General features: G+C 56.2%; 15 protein-coding genes and 3 pseudogenes. 10 read left to right on the forward strand and 8 right to left on the reverse strand.

Features of this window, described 5'->3' with window-relative positions:
• The first annotated feature begins 10 nt into the window (after nucleotides 1–10).
• The 3 genes and pseudogenes from folE (at nucleotide 11) to Q9246_RS15695 (ending at nucleotide 1,713) form a co-directional block, all read left to right on the forward strand.
• Nucleotides 11–577: a GTP cyclohydrolase I FolE gene (gene folE / locus Q9246_RS15685; RefSeq protein WP_109345918.1), complete on the forward strand. Its 567-nt coding sequence runs from the start codon at nucleotides 11–13 to the stop codon at nucleotides 575–577.
• 80 nt (nucleotides 578–657) lie between these two features.
• Nucleotides 658–933, forward strand: a pseudogene (locus tag Q9246_RS15690) (transposase); the annotation flags it as partial.
• A gap of 171 nt (nucleotides 934–1,104) precedes the next feature.
• On the forward strand, nucleotides 1,105–1,713 hold the full coding sequence (locus Q9246_RS15695; protein WP_306391574.1) for a phosphatase PAP2 family protein: 609 nt from the start codon (nucleotides 1,105–1,107) through the stop codon (nucleotides 1,711–1,713).
• 1 nt (nucleotide 1,714) lies between these two features.
• On the opposite strand, the gene Q9246_RS15700 is transcribed toward Q9246_RS15695, so the two are convergent.
• On the reverse strand, nucleotides 1,715–2,131 hold the full coding sequence (locus Q9246_RS15700; RefSeq protein WP_306391576.1) for a hypothetical protein: 417 nt from the start codon (nucleotides 2,129–2,131) through the stop codon (nucleotides 1,715–1,717).
• A gap of 123 nt (nucleotides 2,132–2,254) precedes the next feature.
• Between Q9246_RS15700 and Q9246_RS15705 the strand changes: the two are divergent.
• From Q9246_RS15705 to Q9246_RS15720, 4 genes and pseudogenes are all read left to right on the forward strand, one after another.
• A pseudogene (locus Q9246_RS15705) lies at nucleotides 2,255–2,503 on the forward strand (RtcB family protein); the annotation flags it as partial.
• Between the two features lie 251 nt (nucleotides 2,504–2,754).
• The gene (locus Q9246_RS15710) at nucleotides 2,755–3,921 is read left to right on the forward strand and encodes a tyrosine-type recombinase/integrase (protein ID WP_306391578.1); all 1,167 of its coding nucleotides are present in this window, start codon (nucleotides 2,755–2,757) and stop codon (nucleotides 3,919–3,921) included.
• A gap of 6 nt (nucleotides 3,922–3,927) precedes the next feature.
• Nucleotides 3,928–5,538, forward strand: a complete 1,611-nt coding sequence (locus Q9246_RS15715) for a hypothetical protein (protein ID WP_306391580.1) — start codon at nucleotides 3,928–3,930, stop codon at nucleotides 5,536–5,538.
• A gap of 68 nt (nucleotides 5,539–5,606) precedes the next feature.
• Nucleotides 5,607–7,403: a site-specific integrase gene (locus Q9246_RS15720; RefSeq protein ID WP_306391581.1), complete on the forward strand. Its 1,797-nt coding sequence runs from the start codon at nucleotides 5,607–5,609 to the stop codon at nucleotides 7,401–7,403.
• 702 nt (nucleotides 7,404–8,105) lie between these two features.
• On the opposite strand, the gene Q9246_RS15725 is transcribed toward Q9246_RS15720, so the two are convergent.
• Nucleotides 8,106–8,675 carry a mobilome CxxCx(11)CxxC protein gene (locus Q9246_RS15725; RefSeq protein ID WP_306391582.1) on the reverse strand — a complete coding sequence of 190 codons (570 nt, stop codon included), beginning with the start codon at nucleotides 8,673–8,675 and terminating at the stop codon, nucleotides 8,106–8,108.
• Nucleotides 8,676–10,308: 1,633 nt separating this feature from the next.
• Between Q9246_RS15725 and Q9246_RS15730 the strand changes: the two genes are divergently transcribed.
• Entirely contained in the window at nucleotides 10,309–10,731 is a 423-nt protein-coding gene (locus Q9246_RS15730) for a hypothetical protein (RefSeq protein ID WP_306391583.1), read from the forward strand.
• Nucleotides 10,732–10,788: 57 nt separating this feature from the next.
• On the opposite strand, the gene Q9246_RS15735 is transcribed toward Q9246_RS15730, so the two are convergent.
• The 4 genes from Q9246_RS15735 to Q9246_RS15750 all read right to left on the reverse strand — a co-directional run bounded on the left by Q9246_RS15735 (nucleotide 10,789) and on the right by Q9246_RS15750 (nucleotide 16,850).
• Nucleotides 10,789–11,637 (reverse strand): HNH endonuclease, encoded by an 849-nt coding sequence (locus Q9246_RS15735; RefSeq protein ID WP_306391584.1) that lies wholly within the window; start codon nucleotides 11,635–11,637, stop codon nucleotides 10,789–10,791.
• On the reverse strand, nucleotides 11,634–13,307 hold the full coding sequence (locus tag Q9246_RS15740) for an AAA family ATPase (protein ID WP_306391585.1): 1,674 nt from the start codon (nucleotides 13,305–13,307) through the stop codon (nucleotides 11,634–11,636). Before Q9246_RS15740 ends, Q9246_RS15735 begins: the two co-directional genes overlap by 4 nt.
• A 145-nt stretch (nucleotides 13,308–13,452) precedes the next feature.
• Complete coding sequence (locus Q9246_RS15745; RefSeq protein ID WP_306391586.1) at nucleotides 13,453–15,543, reverse strand: ATP-binding protein; 2,091 nt, start codon at nucleotides 15,541–15,543, stop codon at nucleotides 13,453–13,455.
• Complete coding sequence (locus Q9246_RS15750) at nucleotides 15,543–16,850, reverse strand: SIR2 family protein (protein WP_306391587.1); 1,308 nt, start codon at nucleotides 16,848–16,850, stop codon at nucleotides 15,543–15,545. Before Q9246_RS15750 ends, Q9246_RS15745 begins: the two co-directional genes overlap by 1 nt.
• Before the next feature lie 240 nt (nucleotides 16,851–17,090).
• On the opposite strand from Q9246_RS15750, the pseudogene Q9246_RS15755 reads away from it, so the two are divergent.
• Nucleotides 17,091–18,086: pseudogene (locus tag Q9246_RS15755) on the forward strand (RtcB family protein); the annotation flags it as partial.
• A gap of 9 nt (nucleotides 18,087–18,095) precedes the next feature.
• On the opposite strand, the gene Q9246_RS15760 reads toward Q9246_RS15755, so the two are convergent.
• Entirely contained in the window at nucleotides 18,096–18,746 is a 651-nt protein-coding gene (locus Q9246_RS15760; protein ID WP_306391588.1) for an HAD hydrolase-like protein, read from the reverse strand.
• A 108-nt stretch (nucleotides 18,747–18,854) separates the two neighbouring features.
• Between Q9246_RS15760 and Q9246_RS15765 the strand changes: the two genes are divergently transcribed.
• On the forward strand, nucleotides 18,855–21,389 hold the full coding sequence (locus Q9246_RS15765; RefSeq protein ID WP_306391589.1) for a chemotaxis protein CheW: 2,535 nt from the start codon (nucleotides 18,855–18,857) through the stop codon (nucleotides 21,387–21,389).
• Here the strand turns inward: Q9246_RS15765 and Q9246_RS15770 are convergent.
• Nucleotides 21,386–22,315: an AraC family transcriptional regulator gene (locus tag Q9246_RS15770; RefSeq protein ID WP_306391590.1), complete on the reverse strand. Its 930-nt coding sequence runs from the start codon at nucleotides 22,313–22,315 to the stop codon at nucleotides 21,386–21,388. The two genes, Q9246_RS15765 and Q9246_RS15770, sit on opposite strands and share 4 nt — an antisense overlap.
• Nucleotides 22,316–22,375 lie beyond the last annotated feature (60 nt).

Raw genomic sequence — 22,375 nt, forward strand, 5'->3', positions numbered from 1 at the left:
AAGGTGCACCATGTCTGACAAAGAAGCTTTCACCGAACACGACTGGCGTCGTCTCCTCACCAGCCTGGGCGAGAATCCGGAACGTCCGGGCCTGGTCGAAACGCCGGCGCGCGTCGCGAAAGCCTGGAAACACTGGACCTCGGGCTACGACCAGGATCCGGTGGAGGTACTCAAGGCGTTCGAGGATGGCGCCGAGGAATACAATGAACTGATCGTGGTGCGCGGCATCCCGGTCTACAGCCATTGCGAACACCACCTGGCGCCGTTCTTCGGCAAGGCTACCGTCGGCTACCTGCCGAACGGCAAGATCGTCGGCCTGTCGAAACTGACCCGCCTGGTCGACATCTTTTCCAAGCGCCTGCAGGTGCAGGAACGCATGACGATGCAGATCGCCAATGCGCTGATGGAAGTGCTGGAACCGAAGGCGGTCGGTGTCGTCGTCAAGTGCCGCCACATGTGCATGGAAAGCCGTGGCATCCGCGCCATCGGCGAAGAAACCATCACCTCGACCCTGTTGGGCGAGCTGCAACCGAACCTGGCGCTGCGCACCGAGTTCCTCGCGCTGGCGCGCGACTGATCTTCGTGGAATGGGTTAAGTTGTAAATACAACGGGAACCTGTTCCAGATCAGGACCTCCAAGTTGTTTTGGAGGTCATTATGGATCGTCCAGCCTTTCCCAGCGATATACCCCGCGACCAGTTCGAAGGCGTGCGCGCCATGCTCGAGGCTGCCCGCCGCAAGACCCGTCCGCGCAAGCACGATTTGTACGATGTGTTCTGCGCCGTCCTGTATTTCTTGCACACCGGAACCACCTGGCGCGCGATGCCGCCCGACTTCCCGCCCTGGCGCACCGTGCACGAATACTTTACCCAGTGGACCATGCAGCGAGAGAATGGCCAGTCGCTGCTGGAAAGCGTGCTGGAGAGATCGGGCAGGCAGGCCGAACTCGCCCAACTGCGCTCCCTGCTGCACAGGCGCTAGGCGACGGCCGCATCGGCTGTCACTTTATTGTCACATTCTGTTGCACTTTGCCAGAAGTGCGCACGAATGGATGGGCTAAGCTGCTGAAAAAGTTATCAATTTTTCATCGCCAACGCCCACGCCATGTTCGAGCACGTCAATCTCATCCTGTTTTCGGCCCTCAACGCCCACGCTGGTCTGACTGGCTGGCAATTGCTCGGGGCTTTGTTCGCGGCCGAGTGGCTGATCTTCCTGGTGCCTGTTTCCCTGGTGCTGCTGTGGGTGGGCGGTACGGGACCAGGACGTGAAGTCGCCTTCCGCGCCTTCCTGGCGGCGGCTTCGGCACTGACCCTGAACGCCACGATCGGCCACCTGTGGTACAGCCCGCGCCCCTTCGTGGCCGAGGTTGGCCATACCTTCCTGCTGCACGCGCCCGACAGTTCCTTCCCCAGCGACCATGCGACCAGCATCTTCTCGGTGGCGCTGGTGCTTGCCTTCAGCCGCGTGCCACTGGCGCGCAGCCTGGGACTGGCGCTGCTGCCGTTGTCGCTACTCGTGGCCTGGTCGCGGGTCTACCTGGGCGTGCACTGGCCGAAGGACATGATCGGCGCGCTGCTGGTCTCGGGCGGATTCGCGCTGCTGGCCTATACGCCACTGGCGCGCGCCGCCTGCGCGCGCGCCTTGCCGGCACTCGAGCTGGTCTATCACCGGCTGCTGGCGCTGCCGATCGGACGCGGCTGGCTGCGGCCCTGAACTATTCCCCCGCGGCGTCCGGCTTCTCGAAGGTGAGTTTATTGTCGTCGCCGAGTTCGAAGATTCCCAGCGGCAGGCCGGTCACCGCATCGGCGTCCGGCGCTTCCTGGACGCTGCAGTCGGTGGTGTCGAGCCGCCAGGCCTGGTCGTCGGCGCGCAGCGTGTAGGCGTTATTGCCGTTGCCGAACAACTCGACCTGCAAGCCGGACAGCCAGACCTCGCCCAGCTCGATCTGGCGTTGGCAATCCGGCAGGCGTGACAGGATCACGCGCAGCGTGCCGTCCTTGGCCCAGAAAGTTCCCTTTTCCACCCTGACCGTAATCGCGTGATCGGTGTTGGGATCGATGGAATATGTCGATGTCTCTATAAAGCAGCCGGTCAGCAGCAGCGGAGCCAGGAGGATGAGAGGAAGGCGCATCGGCAGTTTCATTGTTCATTCATGCAACAGTGTAGTGTGCCGAGTATAGCAATAGCGACAAGGACAGCGCCATTTTGGCCAGGCGAACACCATCCTTCTGCGATTTGCGCCATCATGCGCCGCATGGAACAACACGATTACGATGTGCTGGGCGGCGGCGGCAAGGCCAGCCCTGTCAAGATGTGGACCAGGGGCGTGCCGGTCGAGCCCGTAGCGAAGGAACAGCTGTCGAAACTGGCACAACTGCCCTTCATCTTCCACCACGTCGCCGTGATGCCTGACGTCCATGTAGGCAAGGGCTCGACGATCGGCAGCGTGATTCCGACCCTGGGGGCGGTGATCCCGGCTGCGGTAGGCGTCGACATCGGCTGTTCTTACGACATGCGATTGAAACCTATTTTTGAACATCTGTAGGAACAGGTAAGCTACGCGCATCTTCCGACATCCTATTGAAACCTTGAAAGAAAGCCTGTACTCTGCTGTTCCGGCGTGGCGACGTTAGCCAGCCCTGAACTCGGAGGAACAGTGATTAGGCGCGGGACATTTAGGAAGCTTGGGTTAGCTGGGCCATGCTGGCTTGACCAACGTGCTTGTTGGGTTGCGCGTTTGCTTGGGGCAAGGTTTTGAACCTCTTCCTAAGCGATTCACGGTTCGAAGTTGGTGGTCAGCCCTACAAGGGCTTCCCAATCCTTATCGACTCCAACGGAGCGGTTGTGGAGGTGGCGCTCCAGTTCTTTGTCGACGAGCTTCTTGGTAAAGCTGGCGCACGAGACGAAAAAACCTGGGAATCCTACGGCCGCCACCTCTATGACTACTTCGGCTACCTAGAGGCGAAAGGGCTTCGCTGGAACTATATCCCGGGAATGATGAGCGGTGATGTTGCACCGTTGGCGCATTACGTTCGTTGGTGTGACAAGACGGTCGGAAACAAGCCGGGTTACATCAATGACAAGGTCGGCCTCATTAGACGCTTCTATCTCTGGGCATGGAGAGAAGGTCTTGTTGATGAGCTTCCTTTTCAGAACATCGAGGTGGTGTCGTCACATCCAGATGGAATGCTGAGCCACACGTCTGGGCGCGTAGGGAAGCGCCAAACGACTGACTTGCATATGCGCGAAGTAGGTGAGCCATTGGTTGTGCTCTCGAGAAATCAGATTGATGCGGTCTTGCGCACCGTATCAAATCCTACCCACCACGCGATGCTGCACCTCGGTCTTAACGCCGGGCTTCGTGCAGAAGAGATTATTACGTTCCCATCCAAATACGTGGTGGATTGCAGCAAGTTGTCCGCGAAGGTCAAATCGGTCGCTGTGCATTTGAACCCGCGTGATATGGATACGAAGAACGACAAGCCAAGGATTGTTCGGGTTTCGGTCCCTTGCATGAACCGCCTCTGGCAGTATCGAGAGGCTGTCCGGCCGGAGCTGGAAAAAGTGGGAGCTTCGAAACCACCAAATTTGTTCCTCACGCGTTTTGGCGAGCCATTCGCAGCTGATGGCCTAGTTGCACCGTTGGGCCGACTTGGCGAGCGCCTGGGATTCCACATTCATCCTCATATGCTGCGGCACACTTTCGCGACTCATACACTGGCTGCGCTGGAAGACTTGAAGCGCGCAGGACGGCTGAGGGGGTCGCCTATCGTGGTTCTGAAGGGCCTGCTGGGTCACTCCTCCGTTACGACGACGTCACGCTACCTTCACTTCCTGGATGCCATAGATGATGCATACGGGACGCGGTACCAGTCCGAGATAGATTCACTGGTGCTGGGCTACTTAGAAAAGCAGAAGTAAACATAGATGGCCAAGAAAAAAGATTTTGGGATTGGCGGCCCGGTGACGGCGCCAGTAATCCCCATCACGGTCGCAAGGGAGGTCAGTGTCGCGAATTCTGCCAAGTTTTCGATTCCGCTTCCGGATGGCCGCGTACAGGAAGCGGATTTCTCGCCGTATCTTGGCCGGGGGTTCGACGATACAGTGTTTGGAATTGTGGGAGTTCTCACCGCGATGGTGACGGCTGGACGACCTGAGCCCCGGACATTGCAGACTATCGTAAACAGCGGTTTGGCAAATTGGTGGCAGTTCTGCTGTGAACTAACAGAGCAAGGAAGACCGCCTGCGCTCTCCAGTATCAACCTTGCGCTTATGGAGGAGTATGCTGGTTGGCTGGCTATGCAAGTGAAGCCTGACGGTGAACGTTGGGCGAAGAATACAGCACGGACCAATTTTTCAAAAACGAAGACTGTCCTCGCTGAACTCGCGCGACGAAAGCTGCTGTTGGACCCCGACATTTTTCCGCGTAATCCCTTCCCCGGTGCTACTGGGCTTCAAAATAGGAGGGGCTATATCCGTCCCTTATCTGATGGGGAAAGGGAACGGCTCTTATATCCCCTTGCGCTCGAGGTATCTCAGGTCTTCGACGGCACGCATCCTGGAAGCCTGCTCACACGTTTGGCTTTATGCGTTTTTGCGGTATTCCTAAAGACCGGGGTTAACCCTACGCCTTTCCTGGAAATCCCAAGGGATTTGTCCCGCTGTTTTTTGGACCACCCCCGCGTCAATCGGAAGATACTTGTGGTGTTCAAACGCCGCGCTAGGTCATATACGACGACCCCACTGGAATCGTCTGAAACCAAAGTCGTTTCCTTGGACGTGTACAAGCTCTGCCAGCGTGTAATTGAATTGACGGAGGATGAGGCAAGAGCAGCTATAGGAACGGCACTCGACGGGAGACTGTGGCTGTACCGCCAGACGGATGGGAGGCTGCGCACCTTGAGCACTCAAGAGCTCAGCGTAGTAGCGGACGCATTCACGGAACGGCACCAGCTACTCCGAGACGATGGAACCCGTCTCAAGATGAGCAGTCAACTGTTCCGGAATACCAAGCTTAATAGGGTTTGGCGAGCGTCCAAGGGCGATTTGCTTGCGACCGCTAAGAGTGCCTCGAACACGCCTGCTGCTGCAGAACGGTACCTAACAGTAACGCCTGACCTCTTGGCGGAACATCGCTTGGCGGGCGAGGTTATGGTCGCGACGTTATCGGATGACGACCATCACGAAAACACCCCGCATTCCGGATGCCGCGACACGTTGAATGGTGAGCTTGCACCCAAAAACGGTCAACACTGCGTTGACTTCCTTTCTTGCTTTCGCTGCAAATCACAGGTCATAGTTCAGGACGACTTGTATAAACTCTTTAGTTTTTATTGGGCGGTGTTGGAGCAACGAGGCCGTATCGGAACAGATAACTGGAAAAAGCTCTTCGCCTGGATTATTCGAGTGATTGATAGAGATATTGCCTCCAAATTTGACGCTAGAGTGGTCGATTTAGAGAAACAGCGTGCCCGTACTGAACCGCATCCAATGTGGAGGTCGAGTACCGTGCTGTCAGCATTGAGTTCTGTTCTATGAGTGCGTTGTCTTACCAAAATCATAGTGCTCCTACGCGGCTTCCCCGCAGCGAGCGTGATTTACTCGTCATGACCTATGTGAAGACGGTCGATGGCTCATCCTTGCCCCTGTCGTACTACGGCGATATGGTTTGGGACTACACGCCATACTTTCCGCATGCTGCCCGAGGAAAATGGGACAAGGAGATTCAATGGCAAAAGACTCCGCCAGAGTGGATAGAGTCTCTGAAGGGAGCGATTTCTGCCTTTACCTATCGCAAACCACCAGGTGGGGTTCAATTGGACCCAGCGACCATTCCCAAGCGGTCCATTACGTTAAACGCATTCGCTAAGTGGTGTAGCGCGTCTGGCATTCAGCGGTTCCAAGATGTGCGAGCGTTTGACATAGCTCGCTACCTTCAGAAGTTGCGCGATGATGGTGTCGTCGACCGCACTCTGGCCGCGCATATTTCCATCCTGAGGCGCGTGCATGAAATGCGAGCATTTTTGGCCGACAGTCTTAATGCTGAGGCCGCAGCCGCACTGCGTTTCGACCAGGTCGGTGCTCTCTGGGAGCCCGGTGCGGCTGAAGAGAGGCGTACGGAACTCATTCCTTTACGGGACGCTGCACGACTGTTCAGCGCAGCGCTAGCGCATTTAAACATGGCCGAAGACATACTTTGCCTCCGGGACGACCTCGATGCTGACTGGCGCGTCGCCAGCACGCGTGTCAGCCGCCACCACTGGGGCGACACCTTTAAGAAGCCACGGGTCCGACAAGCTGGCTTCAAAGACGCTCACGAGTTTGAATCGGCGTTAGCCGACCTTCGTACGGCCGCTTACATTGTGCTCGCACAGTCTACCGGCTGCCGAGTACATGAGCTGGGTGACATCCGAGTTGGCTCTGTCTATTCAGAAGTCATTGATGGCGAGACGTATTGGTGGCTTAAATCTGCAACCCGAAAGATTGGTGATGGACCCGAGCGATGGCTGGCGCCCGAGATTGCGCAAAAGGCAGTAACGATACTTGAACGGCTCTCCGAGCCGTTGAGGCAGGGAGTAGCAGATGAACTGGCCGTAGTTGAGGATGAGTATCTGGCGGCTGAATCGGAAATTGGACGTGCCCGGCTGGCGGCTCGCATCTTGGAGCTCAAGAGGAACTCAACCCGCCTATTTTTGAGCGAATCGTCGAGAGGTGCGGTATCCACCGATACCAAAGCCCATAACAAGCAGCTTCAGGCGTTTGCTCGGAGGAAGGGAATACATTTTGAGTCGCCTCTCTCGACTCATCGATTTCGAAGGACCTATGCGGTAATCGTGGTTCACCTGAACAAAGGTCCACGTATCGACTTGGTTACACTGCAGCACCACTACAAACATGCATCGGTGTTGATGACTGAGTGGTACGCGGCTCTGCCGGAAACAGATAAGGAGCTGTACGAGCTCATTGAAAACGAAACGAACTACTTCGACCTGGCCTTGGTAGACCACTGGATGGAGGAGGCGACACCGCTGGCTGGAGGCCTCGGAAAACGCATCAAGGCCTACCCAGGGCGTCACCACCAGCCGATGTTCTTTAAGAGCCGTCGTGCTTTCGTAGAGAGTATACGCGAGGGACTGAATATTCGGAGTACCGGCCATAGCTGGTGTTTGGCTGACGCACGAGACTGCGGCGGGCATGGGTTGTTTGAAGCACCAAGATGTGGCGACTGTGCTAACGGTGTAATTGATGACCAGTTCTCGGACGTCTGGCGGAACATCAGGGCACAGCATATCGAACTTATCGAAATGCCGGATATTGGTCCAGGCGGGCAAGAAAAAGCCAAGAAGAGCCTTGCTGTTGCCGACGCCGTCCTAGCACAACTAATTCCAAATGAGAGTATTTAATGTCTGAAAGCCAAGACACCCGAAAACGAATCTCCCTTGCGTTCAAAAAGCTAAGGCGGGATGCAAGCTCCCAAGGTAAAGGGCCGTCTATCAGCGCAGTAGCTAGAGAGGCTGGTGTGAGCCACACTCTCATCCACACCAAGTATCCCGATATTGCAGAGGAAATTCGAGCGGCGGGCGGAAAAGGGCCCAAGCAGCAGTTGGAGAAGCAGCGGGAGAAGCAGCGTGCTGCTGACGAACGCTCTGCGGAGTTGCGGAGGGACCTCGCGGACGCCAGAGAGCTCAACCGTGGTCTGGCCAGTGAGAACGCTAGGCTGATGCTACTCGTGAAATGTCTCGAAAAAGAAATAGCCGCGCGCGATGCTGACGCCGTCCTGCTACGCCCGCGGCTTGCTCGGGGTGGCGATGCTCCGCCATGAAACGCGAGACTTTATGCTGCACCGCCTGCGTAATGACAGACGAGACAAACGAGGCTTTTTGATTTACTTACCGCAGGTTGGGCACGACCCAGGCGCCGGCGCAAAGTTGATGGTTTGAGCTTTCCGAAGTTCTTCGTTCAGGATAGTAAGACCATGACCAAAGGATGTTTGTCGTCTAACCAGAAACTGCTGAAACTCCGCTTTTTCTGCGGTAGAGAGGTTGTCAAACGCCTTCACAAGCCGAGCTACGATTGGTGTCATTATTGCGTTCCTTTTGTTATTGCTACCAGTTTCCACACGAATTGCATTTTGAAGCCTTTCCTGTTGGTACTACTCGACATACGCGACACGGCAACCCAAGATACCGCATCGATTCATGGTAAGCGTAGCGTTTTTCCTTCTCGCTAATCGACTGCTTCAAATCTTGCGTCTCTTGTCGAGTATTTTCCTCCCGCGGCTCTCGTAGTGCCTCCTCAAAATCTTGGGTCATAAAATCGCGTAAGTGCTTGAAGCGGTTATAGAGTGCAGTGTTTGCTCGCACGGACTCTTGGGCCGAGCCGTAAGCTTCGTCCCAGCGGGCAACGAGGGCCCACATAGATAGCACTATCTGCCCGATGCCGACCGCGCTTGCCATCACAACTAGAATCGGAAGAATTTCAACGTCCGCAATTTTCCAGTCCTTGCCGAAAGCGCCGACGACACTCCCGATGACAACCGGGCCGATGATTCCTAAATAAGTAATCCATTCACGGCGTGATTTTAGCTTACGTTCTCGTCGCTGAAATATCGAGCTGGTGCCATAACACCAAAACATGTGTTCGTCACACGCTTTTTTGAATTCGTCCAGAGTCATCGGCAGCCATCGCCCCAAAGTTTCTAAGCCAGCAGCAGATATTATCATGTTGCTAGTGTAAAGTGTTTCAATATTGCAATTGCCTTGCAGTCAGCATCCGCCCGTCGCGGAATGTCTAGTCGCTAATCAACTCTTTGCTTTCGCAACGAAAAATCCCTATCGTGGACTTTTTGACAAGTAGCAGCGCTTTTCGAACAGCAGGAGTAGGTATCGTGTGGTTCTCGTTCATCAGTCAGGATTTCTGGGCGTATCTGAGTGGTGGCTTCTAGCTACTGTTCGCCATCGACCAAGCAAAAGCAACATACATGCTGATGCGCGAACAAAGGATAGTCGTTCAGGGACTATTGCCGTGTCCATTGCCTATGTCTCAGGTCGGTTGGTTGCCCCAGAGCCCTCACAACTTTGCGAGAGACTTTTGATTGGCTCGGTGCTTGGCTAACCTCGTAAAGTGTCATTCAGCCGGACGAAGGCTCCTCATTGGCACTAGACACTGCTTCATAGTACTTCGAGCCTCGCCAACGCTGGGTGCAATTTGATTATGAGGAAGACTCCAGCGAATGCGGTTGGGCTATCTCGAGAATTCTCTGCCGTTCCAGAGGCGTAAGAAATTTCCACCGCAGGATTAGTTCAGCTAAGTCATCGTCGTCCGTGTAGAAGTAAGCGGCCTCAACTCTCAAGACTTCCGCTATGAGCTGCGCAGTGTTGTAAGGTGGCTCATGCGCGCCTGTTTCGTACCGGCTGATTCGCGCGCTTGCCGCTGCCTCATCAATGCCGATAGCCACTCCTAGACGGTCTTGGGCCATCTTGCGGACTTCTCGGACATATCGGAGCCGCTGCCCGAAGACAGTGTGAGGTACTTTCCTTTTTGCCATTCTACGATATTCGCAGAATCTACTTGAGCTGTCTCTACGAAATACGTAGAATATGCTGGTGCTAGCGTAGCTCGCCGAGACAAGACGAGACAAGACGAGACAAGACCTTCACCCGATGTCAGTAATGACCTGACTACTCGCGCGACCAAGAAGGCCTACTAGAACATTTTTCTCGACCGCGACACCGCAGCGTCGCCCTCACGCTCCCGCTAATCGTGGATTAGAAATGCGAAATACATTGATTACGCTTCATGTAAGCGGAATGTCTTCAACGGCTCTCCGTGTCCTTAAGGCTGCGGTCGCATACGCCGAAAAAAACAAAGAGCGCCGAGAACAAAATATGTCACTTCTTGAGTTCTACAAAATGACAGGGCTGCCCATGACAGTTGAGCGCAGAGAGCTTGTGTTATTGATGTCAAACATTCGAAAAGCGACGTCGACGATACGCATCGTTGACGACAGTGCACCAAAAACAGAGCTCTTAGTCGGCAGTTGGCCTGTCTTTGATGGAATTTTTATAACGGGTACTCACATACGTTTTCAGGTATGCCCCTATATGTGGGAAAACATGACGACACAAGTGTAATACTTCTTTTGATAAACCCCTTTTTCCGAATTTCGGCTTTTCAACTGAATACTCGGAGCATCGTGGGCTTAACTGAGCAACTTCCGCATTGACGTCCGCGCGAAACCAGTCGGACCGTCAAGCAGGACAAGCCGTCACAGTACCTATTCAAATTTTGATTCCAACGGATGGTGGTATGAACAAAGAAGACACGGTAGTTCGTACACAACCTGAAGACAGCGACTACGCTCAAGTACCTGCAGACTTTCCTCGCCCGGTACATCTTGGTGCAGTTCCCGGTGCGCAACTGAAACTGCTAATGACGCAGTATGACGGCCGATTCTACTTACCAGGCTGCACACCGCCTGAAATTTTTTGGAGGTGGGACGTATGTGAGAACCTCGCTCGGCACATTTCCGCGAAGTCAATAGAGTCAAAAGCTGGGAAACGCTCACATATGTCCGAGGTTGAGATTCTCGACCAATATCTCCCACGCTTAATTGCCACCAATTGGGTATCTGAAGAAGAAGCCAAATGGATTGTCCGACGTACTGCCATAATACTTGGCTGGCCTGTACCGCTTGCAGCCCATAATACCGACTGTTCGAAACAGACTTAGAAGGGTAAGTGCGGCTACACTTTTATCCCTATTTTAGCTAATGGAGAGATGCCTCAGCTATATATCTACTCCGCTGGAGTTTAAATTTTTCCTAATGGGGGCGTGAAATCTATCTGCTAATGCTAATCCATAATAAAACATAGACTTCCAATTATTTGGGGTGCCATACTCATCATCGAATTCCAAGAAAAGACCTTGCAAAAAGTCTGTAAAATCACGTGCGCTGACCGGAATAGTCAGTCTGGAAAACACGGTTTTGCGGGGCCTTCCAACAATTTTTGCCCACTCTGCGCCCGCCCAATTTAAAATATTTGTCTTACGAATGATGGATTGAACGTGAAACTTTGCGCTCTCATTTGTCATAAAATCTCTCGCCAGCTCGACCTCAACACTAGGAGCGCTAACGTCGCCTGAAAATGCAATGTATGAGATTCGCTTCTGCAGTTCCTTATCATAGTATGGATGAAATATCCTCGCACCACTGGCATTCATATATGAAGAAGATTTCGACTGGTTACATCCACATGCCGGCACCAAGTTGTGCGAAAATAAGGAAAACTCCGGATAGAGGGTCTTCGGAATGAGGTGGTCAACTTGGCCAAACGCAAAGCTCCCACACATTGGACAGACGTCTGGCGATAGCTCTGACCTTATCTCTGCGATATAAGATAAATCCTTCAACTTCCTTCCATAGTCAGCTTTTAAGCCTTCCTTTAAAGCGTTCGCTAAAGCCAGAGGCTGATTTAATTTTGTTCCATCTCCGGCGACGTTCTTGTAATGTGTATATTCGCTTTCGATAGATTTTAAGCTCTTCTCCAACAATGGGTAACTGGCGAGGTTATCCTTCTTCGAAAGCCTGCGTATAATATCAAAATCATCGTATTTAGGAACGCCCAAATATTTCATTTGCCACCGTTTTTCCTATTTTTTTGCGACCTCTTAAGATACATTACAGCTTCAGTAGACAATTCACTTGCCAGCTGTCTTTCCCAATTTTGGTCTAGAAAATCACTTTCCGATATCCGCAAATCAACATCTTGAATTAACCTACTTATAGCATCGTCTTCAAAGATAAAATCAGAAATTGCGCCTACATCAGAGCCAAAAGTTTTAAGGCGGGGGGTCCCAACCTGAACTGCGCCGTTAGGTGCGACAGTAATGATGTGAACTTGCGACGTAGGTATCTCGCGTACAAAATACGCTGAATGGGTTGCGACAATCGCGACTGAATTAGTGACCTCTAGAATACTATTCAACATCTGCACAAATTCAGTCACTAGACGCGGATGAAGATGCGTTTCAGGCTCATCTATTAGAACAATAGTACCCGAGCTCATGTGTAGGCACAGCTGAGCGGCCAGTCTTACGAACGAAAGCTGACCACTACTGAGCGGTACGTATCTCCCATTAACATTTCTAGCGAGCGTCCCGTTTCTGTCCAATCTGCGCGCGTTATCAAGGCGGCGCATTTCGTTACCTCGATTAAGATTGATGAGACGTACTCCATCAGGAATTTCTTCTTTAGAGCCTCCGTTATCGAAAGACGACTTCGATGAAACAACTACTAGGTCATCAAAATCCATTATAATCTGAACGGAGCGTTTGAATATTTCCCATCGATAGCTGTTGTCGCGAGCATCTTCCCGCGCTAGTTTTTGCAGAACTAATGGCAGTGTCTCGTTATGCCCACCCATCCTCTGCCCAGGAATTGCTGACAGTCTAACATATTGAATTGAAGAGTTTCCATGAACGGCACGCGGGAAAGTCGCTTCGGTCTCCCCTGGCGTGCAAACTGCAATAACCTTTGAAATCTGAGGATAACGTCCCGATGCGTCGGTTAAATTAGGTTTTTGCTCCAAAGCAGCGTGAGTTAATTCATTGAGAGTTCTACTTTTTCCGACTCCATTTTTCCCAATTATGGCGGCCATCCGTTTGGGAAGGAGGCTGTTTTCGTCGAAAAGAAACTTGAAATCATGCTGATTGGGAAATCCATCTAAGTGAAAATGCAAATTTAAGCATGTTGGCGGTGATTGTGCGTACTGCGACACATCTCCGAGAAACCAATTGTAGCCCTCAGTATATGTAAAGAATCCCTGTGGAAGACGTAGAAATGACAAATTAAATGCGCTTGACTTGAGCGCTGCCTCAAGCCATTCCGGCTGGTTTTCGGTGCGCTCCGCCATAACTACATCGTTCAGTGCAGATAAAATTAGTCTGCAGTTTTCAGTTCCCCACTCTTCAGCAATTTCTCGATATGCATGTGCTTCAGACTGCATTGAAAAAAACCTGGGAAACTCGTCCGCAGAGAGAATTTCCTTTTTGGAATTTTTAAATCGTGACAAGACTACAGTATATTCAGAATCTTGATTATTTTCATCCTCAAGAAATGCCAATCTGAATTTTCGCCATGAATATTCCGTATTCACCTGTTGGATTGAATATTCAAATAGAGTTTGGTGGCCAAAATCATTCCACTCATCCTGCGGAACCCATATTACGATAGCCCCAGGCTTCATGCGCGGGGCGGTCGCCTTGTCGACCGCAAAATAAACATGAGGCTTTATTAAGTTAAACATTTTTTCGAGCTAAATTAGGGAGCTGCATTCATTAAATCAGCAATAGCGTGCCAATTTGACTGGAATGTCAACGCTGCTGTTCTCATAAATGGACGCGCAAAATCTCGCAGTGTTTATCGCGGCTACCTTTTTGCGAAACGCTACGCTAAGATATCCAGTCGCGAGCGACGACGTCCCAATCGACCTGCCGGGTTACCTCTCCAGACCAGACCTCCCAAAAATCTGGGTCGTCCGACCATGGGCGTTGTGCTTCTGATAATTCGCTAATCTCAACCAATACCGGGACCGGCGTAGCCCAACCAAGCAATATAGCTTGGCGAGAAGGCAGGCTTGGCAACTCTCTGAGGAGAGCCCCTACGTTGTCCGGCACTAGTCGGCTCACAAGTTCTTGGTCGCTGTCATTAACAATCCGATGGAGTAAGAAAGTATTGCACTGAGCCAAGATGGTTGGTGATAGCTCTGACGGGCGTTGCGAAGACAAAACGAGGCCAAGCCCGAACTTTCTTCCTTCTCGCGCAATCTTTTCGAAGGCTTCCCTACACAGCCGAGCCGGCGCTGCAACGCCGTCCTCGTCTCCCTTTCCTCGCTTAATAAAGTTATGAGCTTCCTCAAGCACCATTACTGTGGGCAACGTCTTCCCTTCCGGGTGGGTTTTGCGGTACCGCTGAAGCGCTTCAAAAGTCATTCGCGCGAGTACGGCCACAACGATATGAGTTGCGTCCGATGGGACTAGCGAAAGGTCAATAATGGCCACCTCTCCTGTAGCCGCCTCATCAGCTCCCAAGTATTCGTTCAACCAGTCGCACAATGTAGTTTCCGGTCGAGCCTGAATCACTGGGCCAAGAATTCTATTGCTCGTTAGCGAACGAATTCGAAGAGTTAGATACGCAATGAAAGAGCTTAGGTTTGTGTTCCCAGCGCCATCCGCAGCTAAATCGTCTATATAATCCGCAAATGAGCTCACGTCAAATGGCACCGGGTCATCCTCGCCGGACGTTATCGAGTGTTCGATAGTCGGAAAGTGTTGGAGCGCTTCATTGCAAAGTATCTGAAGCTCCTCAAAGTCGAGCACATTCAAGCCGTTGACGTAGAATTCTCCTTCAGCGCGACCAGGTCTTGTTCTTCGCGCAAAAACTGCGTTAGCTGCTTCAGCTAGTGAGACAAGACTGTCCTGCTCTGGTCCTTCGTCTAATCGATTCGCTAAACTTCTCATAACGTCCCGCAGACTTCTTAAGCAGTGCGCAGCTTCTTGGCTGCCTGGAAAAGCTGCATAAGACTTACCGGACGAGTCGGAAATGTAAGCATTGACTCTCGAAGAATAGAGATGCAATTGGCGGGATATTGTGGTATCAACCTCTTCTCGTTGACTCCGGCCTGCCCTGAGATTTCTGAGGGCTTTGTTTAACAGAGGACGTTGGGTGCCAGGTTGGGCTTGTGACACTGCAGCCCACTCATGACTGTTCCAAAACCACGCTGGAACCTCAAGTGCATTAACGGAAGCTCCAGGTCGGAATACTCGTGCATTTTCGCTGCCTTCAAAAGCTTTTGCGTACTCACCATTTGGGTCTAGCAATAGAAAACGCGCATTCGCATTATTGCTACCGCTGTTGCTTTGACTCTTGCGAGCAGCTTCTAGTGACCAATGGATTAGACCTGCAACGGTGCACGACTTGCCGCTACCGGTGTTACCGAGGACTGCTAAGTGACGGCCAAATAGTTTGTTCGGGTCGACAAGAATGTCACATGCCCCAGCTGGCGACGTCCCTATCTTTACACTTCTGCCTGGCTCGCTCACACCGACAATTGCGCCGATTTGTTGCGAAGTTGGTATTAGAACTTGGTCACCGACTGACGGAAACGAGGAGACACCTCTGCGCAAGCAATACTGAACTTCACCGTTACTTGCATTTCGCTCAGTTGCTAATGTACCAAGTGGGCTAATCTTCATTCGCCTTATGGGATGGGGCAAGTCAACGAGTCCTAAGTCGCTTTCTCGACGTCCCTTAACATGAATTCCTCGGTCGATACCAATCCAAGATATAAAGCCGACTGTGGCGCCACATTCATTAGGCAACAAGACGTAACCGTTCAGGCGAGGAAATATTGTGGGTACTCCCGTGTTAAGTGCTGTCGTTTGAGGCGCCTCAGGAGTGAGTAATACATAAATCTCGTCGGCAGCAACAGACTCCACTGTTCCCACTACTAGGCCTGCAGCCCGTTCCGTTGCGCTCGACATTAAGCTTCTCCTTCTGTCAAGGATTCTTCTCGCGTGACCGGTGACTCGTCTGCACGAGAGTAAGACCTATTTCGTAAAAGCTCTGACATGCGCGAGCTAATATGGTCAATGGCTGGCTTTGGTAGATACTCTTCGGTTAGTTTCGTTAAGTCGGCAAAGTGTGGGCCAATCAAAAGAGTTATCTGAGCTTCACGCCCAGCTCTATGGAGAAACGCAGTCAAGCGTGCATCCATTGAGTAACTAATAACTACGATATGAGTTGAAGGAATAACCAACATGTCGAGCAAGACTCGATTTAAGTGGTCGTCACCGAAGCCATACCCATACAGAACTAAGACAGAGTTAGGACGACAAAGTGCCGCAGCCATGTCACGGAAGAGTTCAGCGTAAGGGTAAGCGGTTGTCTCAACATCCTTTGTGGCGTTTGGATATATCATCACAGTATCCACTGGGCTGTTTGGGATGTACGGACTATGGTCTGCTGGGCCGAACGGAATGCCTCTCCGGACGATATTGCCGGTCCTGTTGTCCATTGCCCAGTCTAAAGAGCCATGAAGCTTGGTCAGCCTAATTACGCCTTCCATGAATCGCGGTTCGCCTCGTATCCCTGGAGGATTGTAGTGGTAATCACAGTCTAGTCGGGATGACCTGAATGCTGGTTCAAGTGCTCCTACGAATCTGTCAATTACTCGTATACCTGCTAAGTCGCAGCCATATTCGATTAGTCGGTCATAATTCGTAGTAAAAATGTGTAAGCGCTCACGAGAAGCGGCTCTGCTGGCAAAGCTGAGCAAGAAGGACTGTAAGGCTGTGACGGCACCTCTCCATTTCGTTTCTTCTGAGCTTGCGATACCTCGTTCCGTCGAAAATAACGACGAAAGAAACTCGCTCATTCGTGAGTCCAAGGCGGTCTTGAGAGAATTGATGTCTTCAAACTTCCCGCCAATATTCAAACCCTCTAACAAGGCAAAAGCAGTCCGGAACTGGTCCTCTATGTTCGGCGCGCCACGGCCCATTTTGGCTGCACCACTGGCAGCAAAAGAGTCAATCTTCTCATCAAATCGTGTTCCGAGCGGTCGGGTCCCCATGCCTGTCGCCGTTGCGTCACACAAATATCCTATTGCAGTGGTGAAGCCGCTTCCCAGCAACAAATTTAAGTGTTCAGCTTGGAAGACGGCGGTAAGCCATGGCTCGATAATCTTTCTGACTCGGAGAACCATCGCGTCCAAATCTTTGCCATCAGGCAATTTATCGAACCATTCCGACTGCGCGCCAACTCGGTATCCATTATTTGTCGCGTTACTCATGCTCCCTCCAAGTATTGCTGAAATTGTACTAGCTATCTTGGAGGAAAGAAGGAAAAATTGCTTGCAGTTAGTAACCGTTAACGTTGGATTGTCTCGACGAAACGTGCCGGATTCGAATTCGAGAATGAAGCGGCAAATCGTTACCTAATTAGCAGGCCAGTGGTTGAACTGTTACCTCTTGAAGGAGGTAGAGTTCTCCTATGACAAGAGTGGTGGTAACAGTTATCATGTAGTAAGAACGGCTGCGGCATGATGGCCGCCAAGACCACCCTGCGCGCCGACGACCTGCCCGACAACCTGGGCAAGCTGCGCAGCGCCATCGAGCAGGCGGTGCCGCACGGCATGACGCCGAGGACGCGCAATGCCAGGGGCCGCGACGTCGGTTCCTGGCACCAGCCGCCGTCCACCGTCGATGCCGGCTGGGCCAGGCTCAAGGACGAGTTCGACGACATCTGCCGCAAGTATCCCAAGCTGCGCCATGCGAACCACTACAAGCACCTGGGCACGCTGGGCAGCGGCAACCATTTCGTCGAGGTCTGCCTGGACGAAGAGAACTTTGTCTGGCTGATGCTGCATTCCGGTTCGCGCGGGGTAGGCAATGCGATCGGCACCCATTTCATCGAACTGGCGCGCCAGGACATGCGGCGCCACATGGTCAACCTGCCGGACCAGGACCTGGCCTATCTCGAAGAAGGCACCCGGCATTACGACGATTACGTGGAAGCGGTCGGCTGGGCCCAGAAGTTCGCGCGCATCAACCGCGAAGTCATGATGCAGAACCTGATCCAGGCGGTGCGCACCGTCATCAAGAAACCGTTCGAGACGCATGTGGAGGCAGTCAATTGTCACCACAACTATGTGCAGCGCGAGCGCCACTTCGGCAAGGATGTCCTGATCACGCGCAAGGGCGCGGTGTCGGCGCGCGAAGGGGAGCTGGGCATCATTCCCGGCTCGATGGGCGCGCGCAGCTTCATTGTGCGCGGCAAGGGCAATCCAGAAAGCTTCAACAGCTGCAGCCATGGCGCGGGCCGCACGATGAGCCGCACCGAAGCCAAGCGCCGCTTCACGGTGGCCGACCAGGAACGCGCCACGCGCGGCGTCGAGTGCCGCAAGGACGAGGGCGTGATCGATGAAATCCCGATGGCCTACAAGGACATCGACGCCGTCATGCACGCCCAGCGCGAGCTGGTCGACGTGGTCCACACGCTCAAGCAGGTGGTGTGCGTGAAGGGCTGAGCCCGCACCTCACGGCCGCGCCAGTGACAGCAGGTCGTTTGGTGCGCCGAACTCGTGCTCCGGCGCCTCCTGGCGCAGTATCTCGATCGGGGCATAGCCCCAGCTGACCGCACCAAAACCGATGCCGGCGCGCCGTGCGGCATCGGCATCCATGGTCTGGTCGCCCACGTACAGCGCCTGCGATGGCGGCGTGCCTGCCAGCCGCACCACCTTGCGAATGCGCGCGGCCTTGCCGAAGATCGACATGCCGCATTCGTACTGCCCCATCAGCGCCGCCAGCTCGGGCCCGAGCACGGCGCGCACGTTTTCCTCGGCATTCGACGAGACCACCGCCAGCCGCAGGCCGGCCCGGTCGAGTTCGTGCAGGGTCGGACCGATGCCGTCGAACAGCGGGATGCGGCCGGTACAGGTGACGGCGCGCATGCGATCGATGAAGGAGCGCGAGGCGAACGGCAGCTTCCAGGCCGGCATGCCGACGTGGCGCATGACGTCGCGCGGACCGTAGTGGCGCAGCCGCTCGGCCTGTTCGGCGTCGACCCGCCGGAAGCCATGCTGGTCGGCGATGTCGTTGAACACGCTCAGGAAGAAGGGCCAGGAATCGGCCAGCGTGCCGTCGAAGTCGAAGATCGCCAGGCGGTAGTTCATGCGAAGAGAGGGCAAGGGGAGGTCATGGCGCGATTATAGGAGACCTCCGCGCCGGGACGGTGCGATTGCAACCGATTGGCATGCGTCTTGCTTTACGAGAAGTAGATTTTATCCAACCTTCTCATGAACCAAGAACCCGATAACGGTCTGGTGGAGGCCTTCCTGCCAACCATGCAGGATGTGATGCGGCGCCAGGCGGCGCTGCACGAGCTGCACCAGACCTGGCGCCTGATCGAGGCGTCCGCAAAGATGAATTGCCCCGTCGAGGCGCGCCTGCTGTTGCCAGCCGTGCTGGCCACGCGCACCGGCCTGGTGCAGCTGGAGCGCGACCTGGTCGCCAATATGGTGTCCGAAAAGGTGCGCCAGGTGGTGCAGGACGCCGCCACCCGCGCCCAGTACGCGCTCGACCTCCTTGTGCGCAACCTGTTCGAACGCACCGCCGACGTCGGCTTCCTGGCGGCCGACCTCGACCTGTGCCGCTTCCTGGCGCGCCTGGCCGCCGGCGAGGCGCCCGAGCGCGAGCCGGTGCGCCGGCGCCTGGTGGCCTACCGCGACAAGTACACCGTGTACGACGACATCGTGCTGCTGGCGCCGGACGGCGCGGTGCTGCTGCGGGCCGACCCCGGCGACGGCCTGGCGCGCAGCAGCGACCCGCTGGTGGCGGCCACGCTGGCGGCGCCGGGCTACGTCGAAACCTTCCGCGCCAGCGACCTGCGTCCCGGCGCGCCGCGCGCGCTGCTGTATTCGCAGGCCATGCGCGACCCCGACAGCGGCGCCATCCTCGGCGTGCTGTGCCTGAGCTTTCGCTTCGAGCACGAGCTGGCCGCGATCTTCCAGGCCTATGGCGGCGCCGACCGGCGCGCCAACCTGCTGCTGCTCGACGCCGACGATTGCGTGGTCGGCAGCCTCGATCCGCTCTGGATCGCGCCCGGCGTGCGGGTGCCGGTCAACCTCGATGGCGACGCCGCGCCGCGCCTGTTCGCCGGCCGCGAATACCTGGTCGCCACCAGCGTCTCGCAAGGCTACCAGGGGTATCCCGGCCCGCCCGGCTGGAAGACGCAGGTGATGGCGCCGCTCGACCTGGCCTTTCGCGGCGCGCATCCGGACGCGGCGGCGCAGCTGGCGCCGCGCATGCTGCAGGGATTGCTGTCGCACGCCCACACCTTCAGCCCGGCGCTGCATGCGCTGATGGCGTCGGTGCTGGGCGCCACCCGGGCCATCAAGCGCATCGTCTGGAACGGCAAGGTCGCGGCCGGCGGCGCCGGCGATCGCCTGGGCCCCGTGCTCGACCAGATCGCCGAGGCCGGAGAACGCAGCGACGCGGCGTTCTCGCAGTCGATCCAGGGCCTGTACCAGACGGTGCTGGCCTCGAGCCTGCAGGCGGCCGGCGCCACTGCCCAGCTGCTGGTCGACATGCTCGACCGCAGCCTGTACGAGCGCGCCAACGACTGCCGCTGGTGGGCCCTGGCCGGCCAGCTGCGCCAGGCGCTGGCCGCTGGCGACAGTCCCGGACGGGCCGAGGCCATCGGCGCGCTGCTGCGCCACATCAACGGCCTGTACACGGTCTACAGCCGCCTGTTCGTGTACGACCGCACGGGCCGCATCGTGGCCGCCACCGGCGCGCAGGACGTGGTGGGCAGCCGCATCGAGGGCGACACCCTGGGCGCCGTGTGCGGCCTGCGCAGCGAGATGGACCATTACGCCGAACCGTTCGCGCCCACGCCGCTGTACGACGGCCGGCCGACCTTCGTCTACCACGCCGCGATTCGCCACCCCGAACGCGACACGGCCGTGGTGGGCGGCATCGGCATCGTGTTCGACAGCGCGGTCGAGCTGCGCGATATGCTCGACGCCGGCGTCGCCGGCCGCGCCGGCATGCAGGCCTTTTTGGTCAGCCCCGACGGCCGGGTCTTGTGCGGCACCGATCCGGCCTGGCCGGCGGGCGCGCAGCTGCCGCTCGAACGCGCGCTGCTGGATGCGGCGGCGCGGCAGGGCGCCGCGCGCGGCATCGTGGAACATGGCGGCCGCTATTGCGTGGCGGCCTGTGCGCGCGCCGACGGCTATCGCGAGTTCCGCGCCGATGCTGGCCGCGAACAGCCGGTGCTGTCGGTGCTGCTGCAATCGTTCGGCCCGGTGCGCACGGAGGCCGAGCTGGCGGCGCTGGCCGGTCCCGAGCGCATTCGCACGGAACACGAGCATGGCCTGGACTATGCGCTGTTCCAGGTGGATGGTGTCCTGATGGCGCTGGATGCCGGGGCCGTGATGGAGGCGTTGCCCGTCGCGCGCGTCAAGCGCACGCCACCGACGAGCGGCGCCCGCATCGGCATGCTCGACGTCGATGCAGACGACGGCAGGCGCGGCGTCGTGTGGGTATTCGACCTGGCGCGCCTGGTGTCCGGCCGCCCACATGCGCCGCGCGCGGACGGGCAGGTGATCCTGGTGCGCCACAGCGCCACCACGGTCGGCCTGCTGGTGGACGACGTGCATTCGGTGCAGCGCTTCGACCCGGCGGCATCGGCCGCGTTCGCGCTGGCGGGCGACGCTGCGGCGCTATCGACGAAGCTGCTCGAGGCGAATGGCGGCGAGCTGCTGATCCAGGAACTCGACGTGCAGCGCATCCTGGCGCGCATTTGCGGCGCCGGGGTCGTCGCGGCCTAGCGCATGGCCTGCAGCAGCCCGGCGCCGCCATCGAACATCGACTGGCGCAGGCGCGTCGAATCGCGGCCCGGCGACAGGCCGAAGAAGCGCGCATACTCGCGCGAGAACTGCGAGCTGCTCTCGTAGCCGACCGCATGGCCGGCGCGCGCCGCGTCCTTGGCGCCGGTGAGCATCAGGCGCCGCGCCTCCTGCAGGCGCAGCTGCTTCTGGTATTGCAGAGGGCTCATCGAGGTCACCGACTTGAAGTGCTCGTGCAGGGTGGATGAACTCATGCCGACGTCGCCGGCCAGGCGCTCGATGCTCAGCGGGCGGTTGAAGTTGTCCTTGATCCAGCAGATCGCGCGCGTGACTTGCGCCATGCGGCCTTCGCCGCGCGCGATGTGGCGCACCACGTCGGCGTGCTCGCCGGTGAGCAGGCGATAGTGCAGCTCCTTCAAGAGCAGCGGGGCCAGTACCGGGATGTCCTCGGGCGCATCGAGCAGGCGCACCAGGCGCGCCGCGACGTCGGCCAGGCTGGGCGTGGTCTCGCTCAGGAACAGGCCGCGCGACGGCGGCGCGCCGCGTGGACGCGGGCTTGGGCGCGCCGGTAGTTCGAGGTCGAGCGCGGCCAGCATCTGCGGATCGAGGTCGACCCGCAGGCACAGGTACGGCTGCGCCGCGCTGGCCTGGGTCACGCAGCCGGTCACCGGCAGGTCGACCGACACCACCAGGTACTTGGCCGGGTCGTAATGAAAATCGCTGCCGCCCAGCGACACCAGCTTGGCGCCCTGGGCGATGATGCAGACCGCCGGCGCATGCACCACGTGCAGCGGCTCGGTGGTGCGGTCGCTGCGGATCAGCCACATGCCGGGCACGGGGCGCCGGTGCATGCCTTCCTCCGGCGCGTGGCGGTCGATCAGGGCGGCGAGTTCACGGATCGCTTGCATGAGGGGCATCTCCTGGCGGTCGGGGTTCGATGCTGCCATTACACCGCAAAACGCGGGTGA

It is taken from the genome of Telluria beijingensis (assembly GCF_030770395.1).
GTDB classification, from domain to species: Bacteria; Pseudomonadota; Gammaproteobacteria; order Burkholderiales; family Burkholderiaceae_D; genus Telluria; species Telluria beijingensis.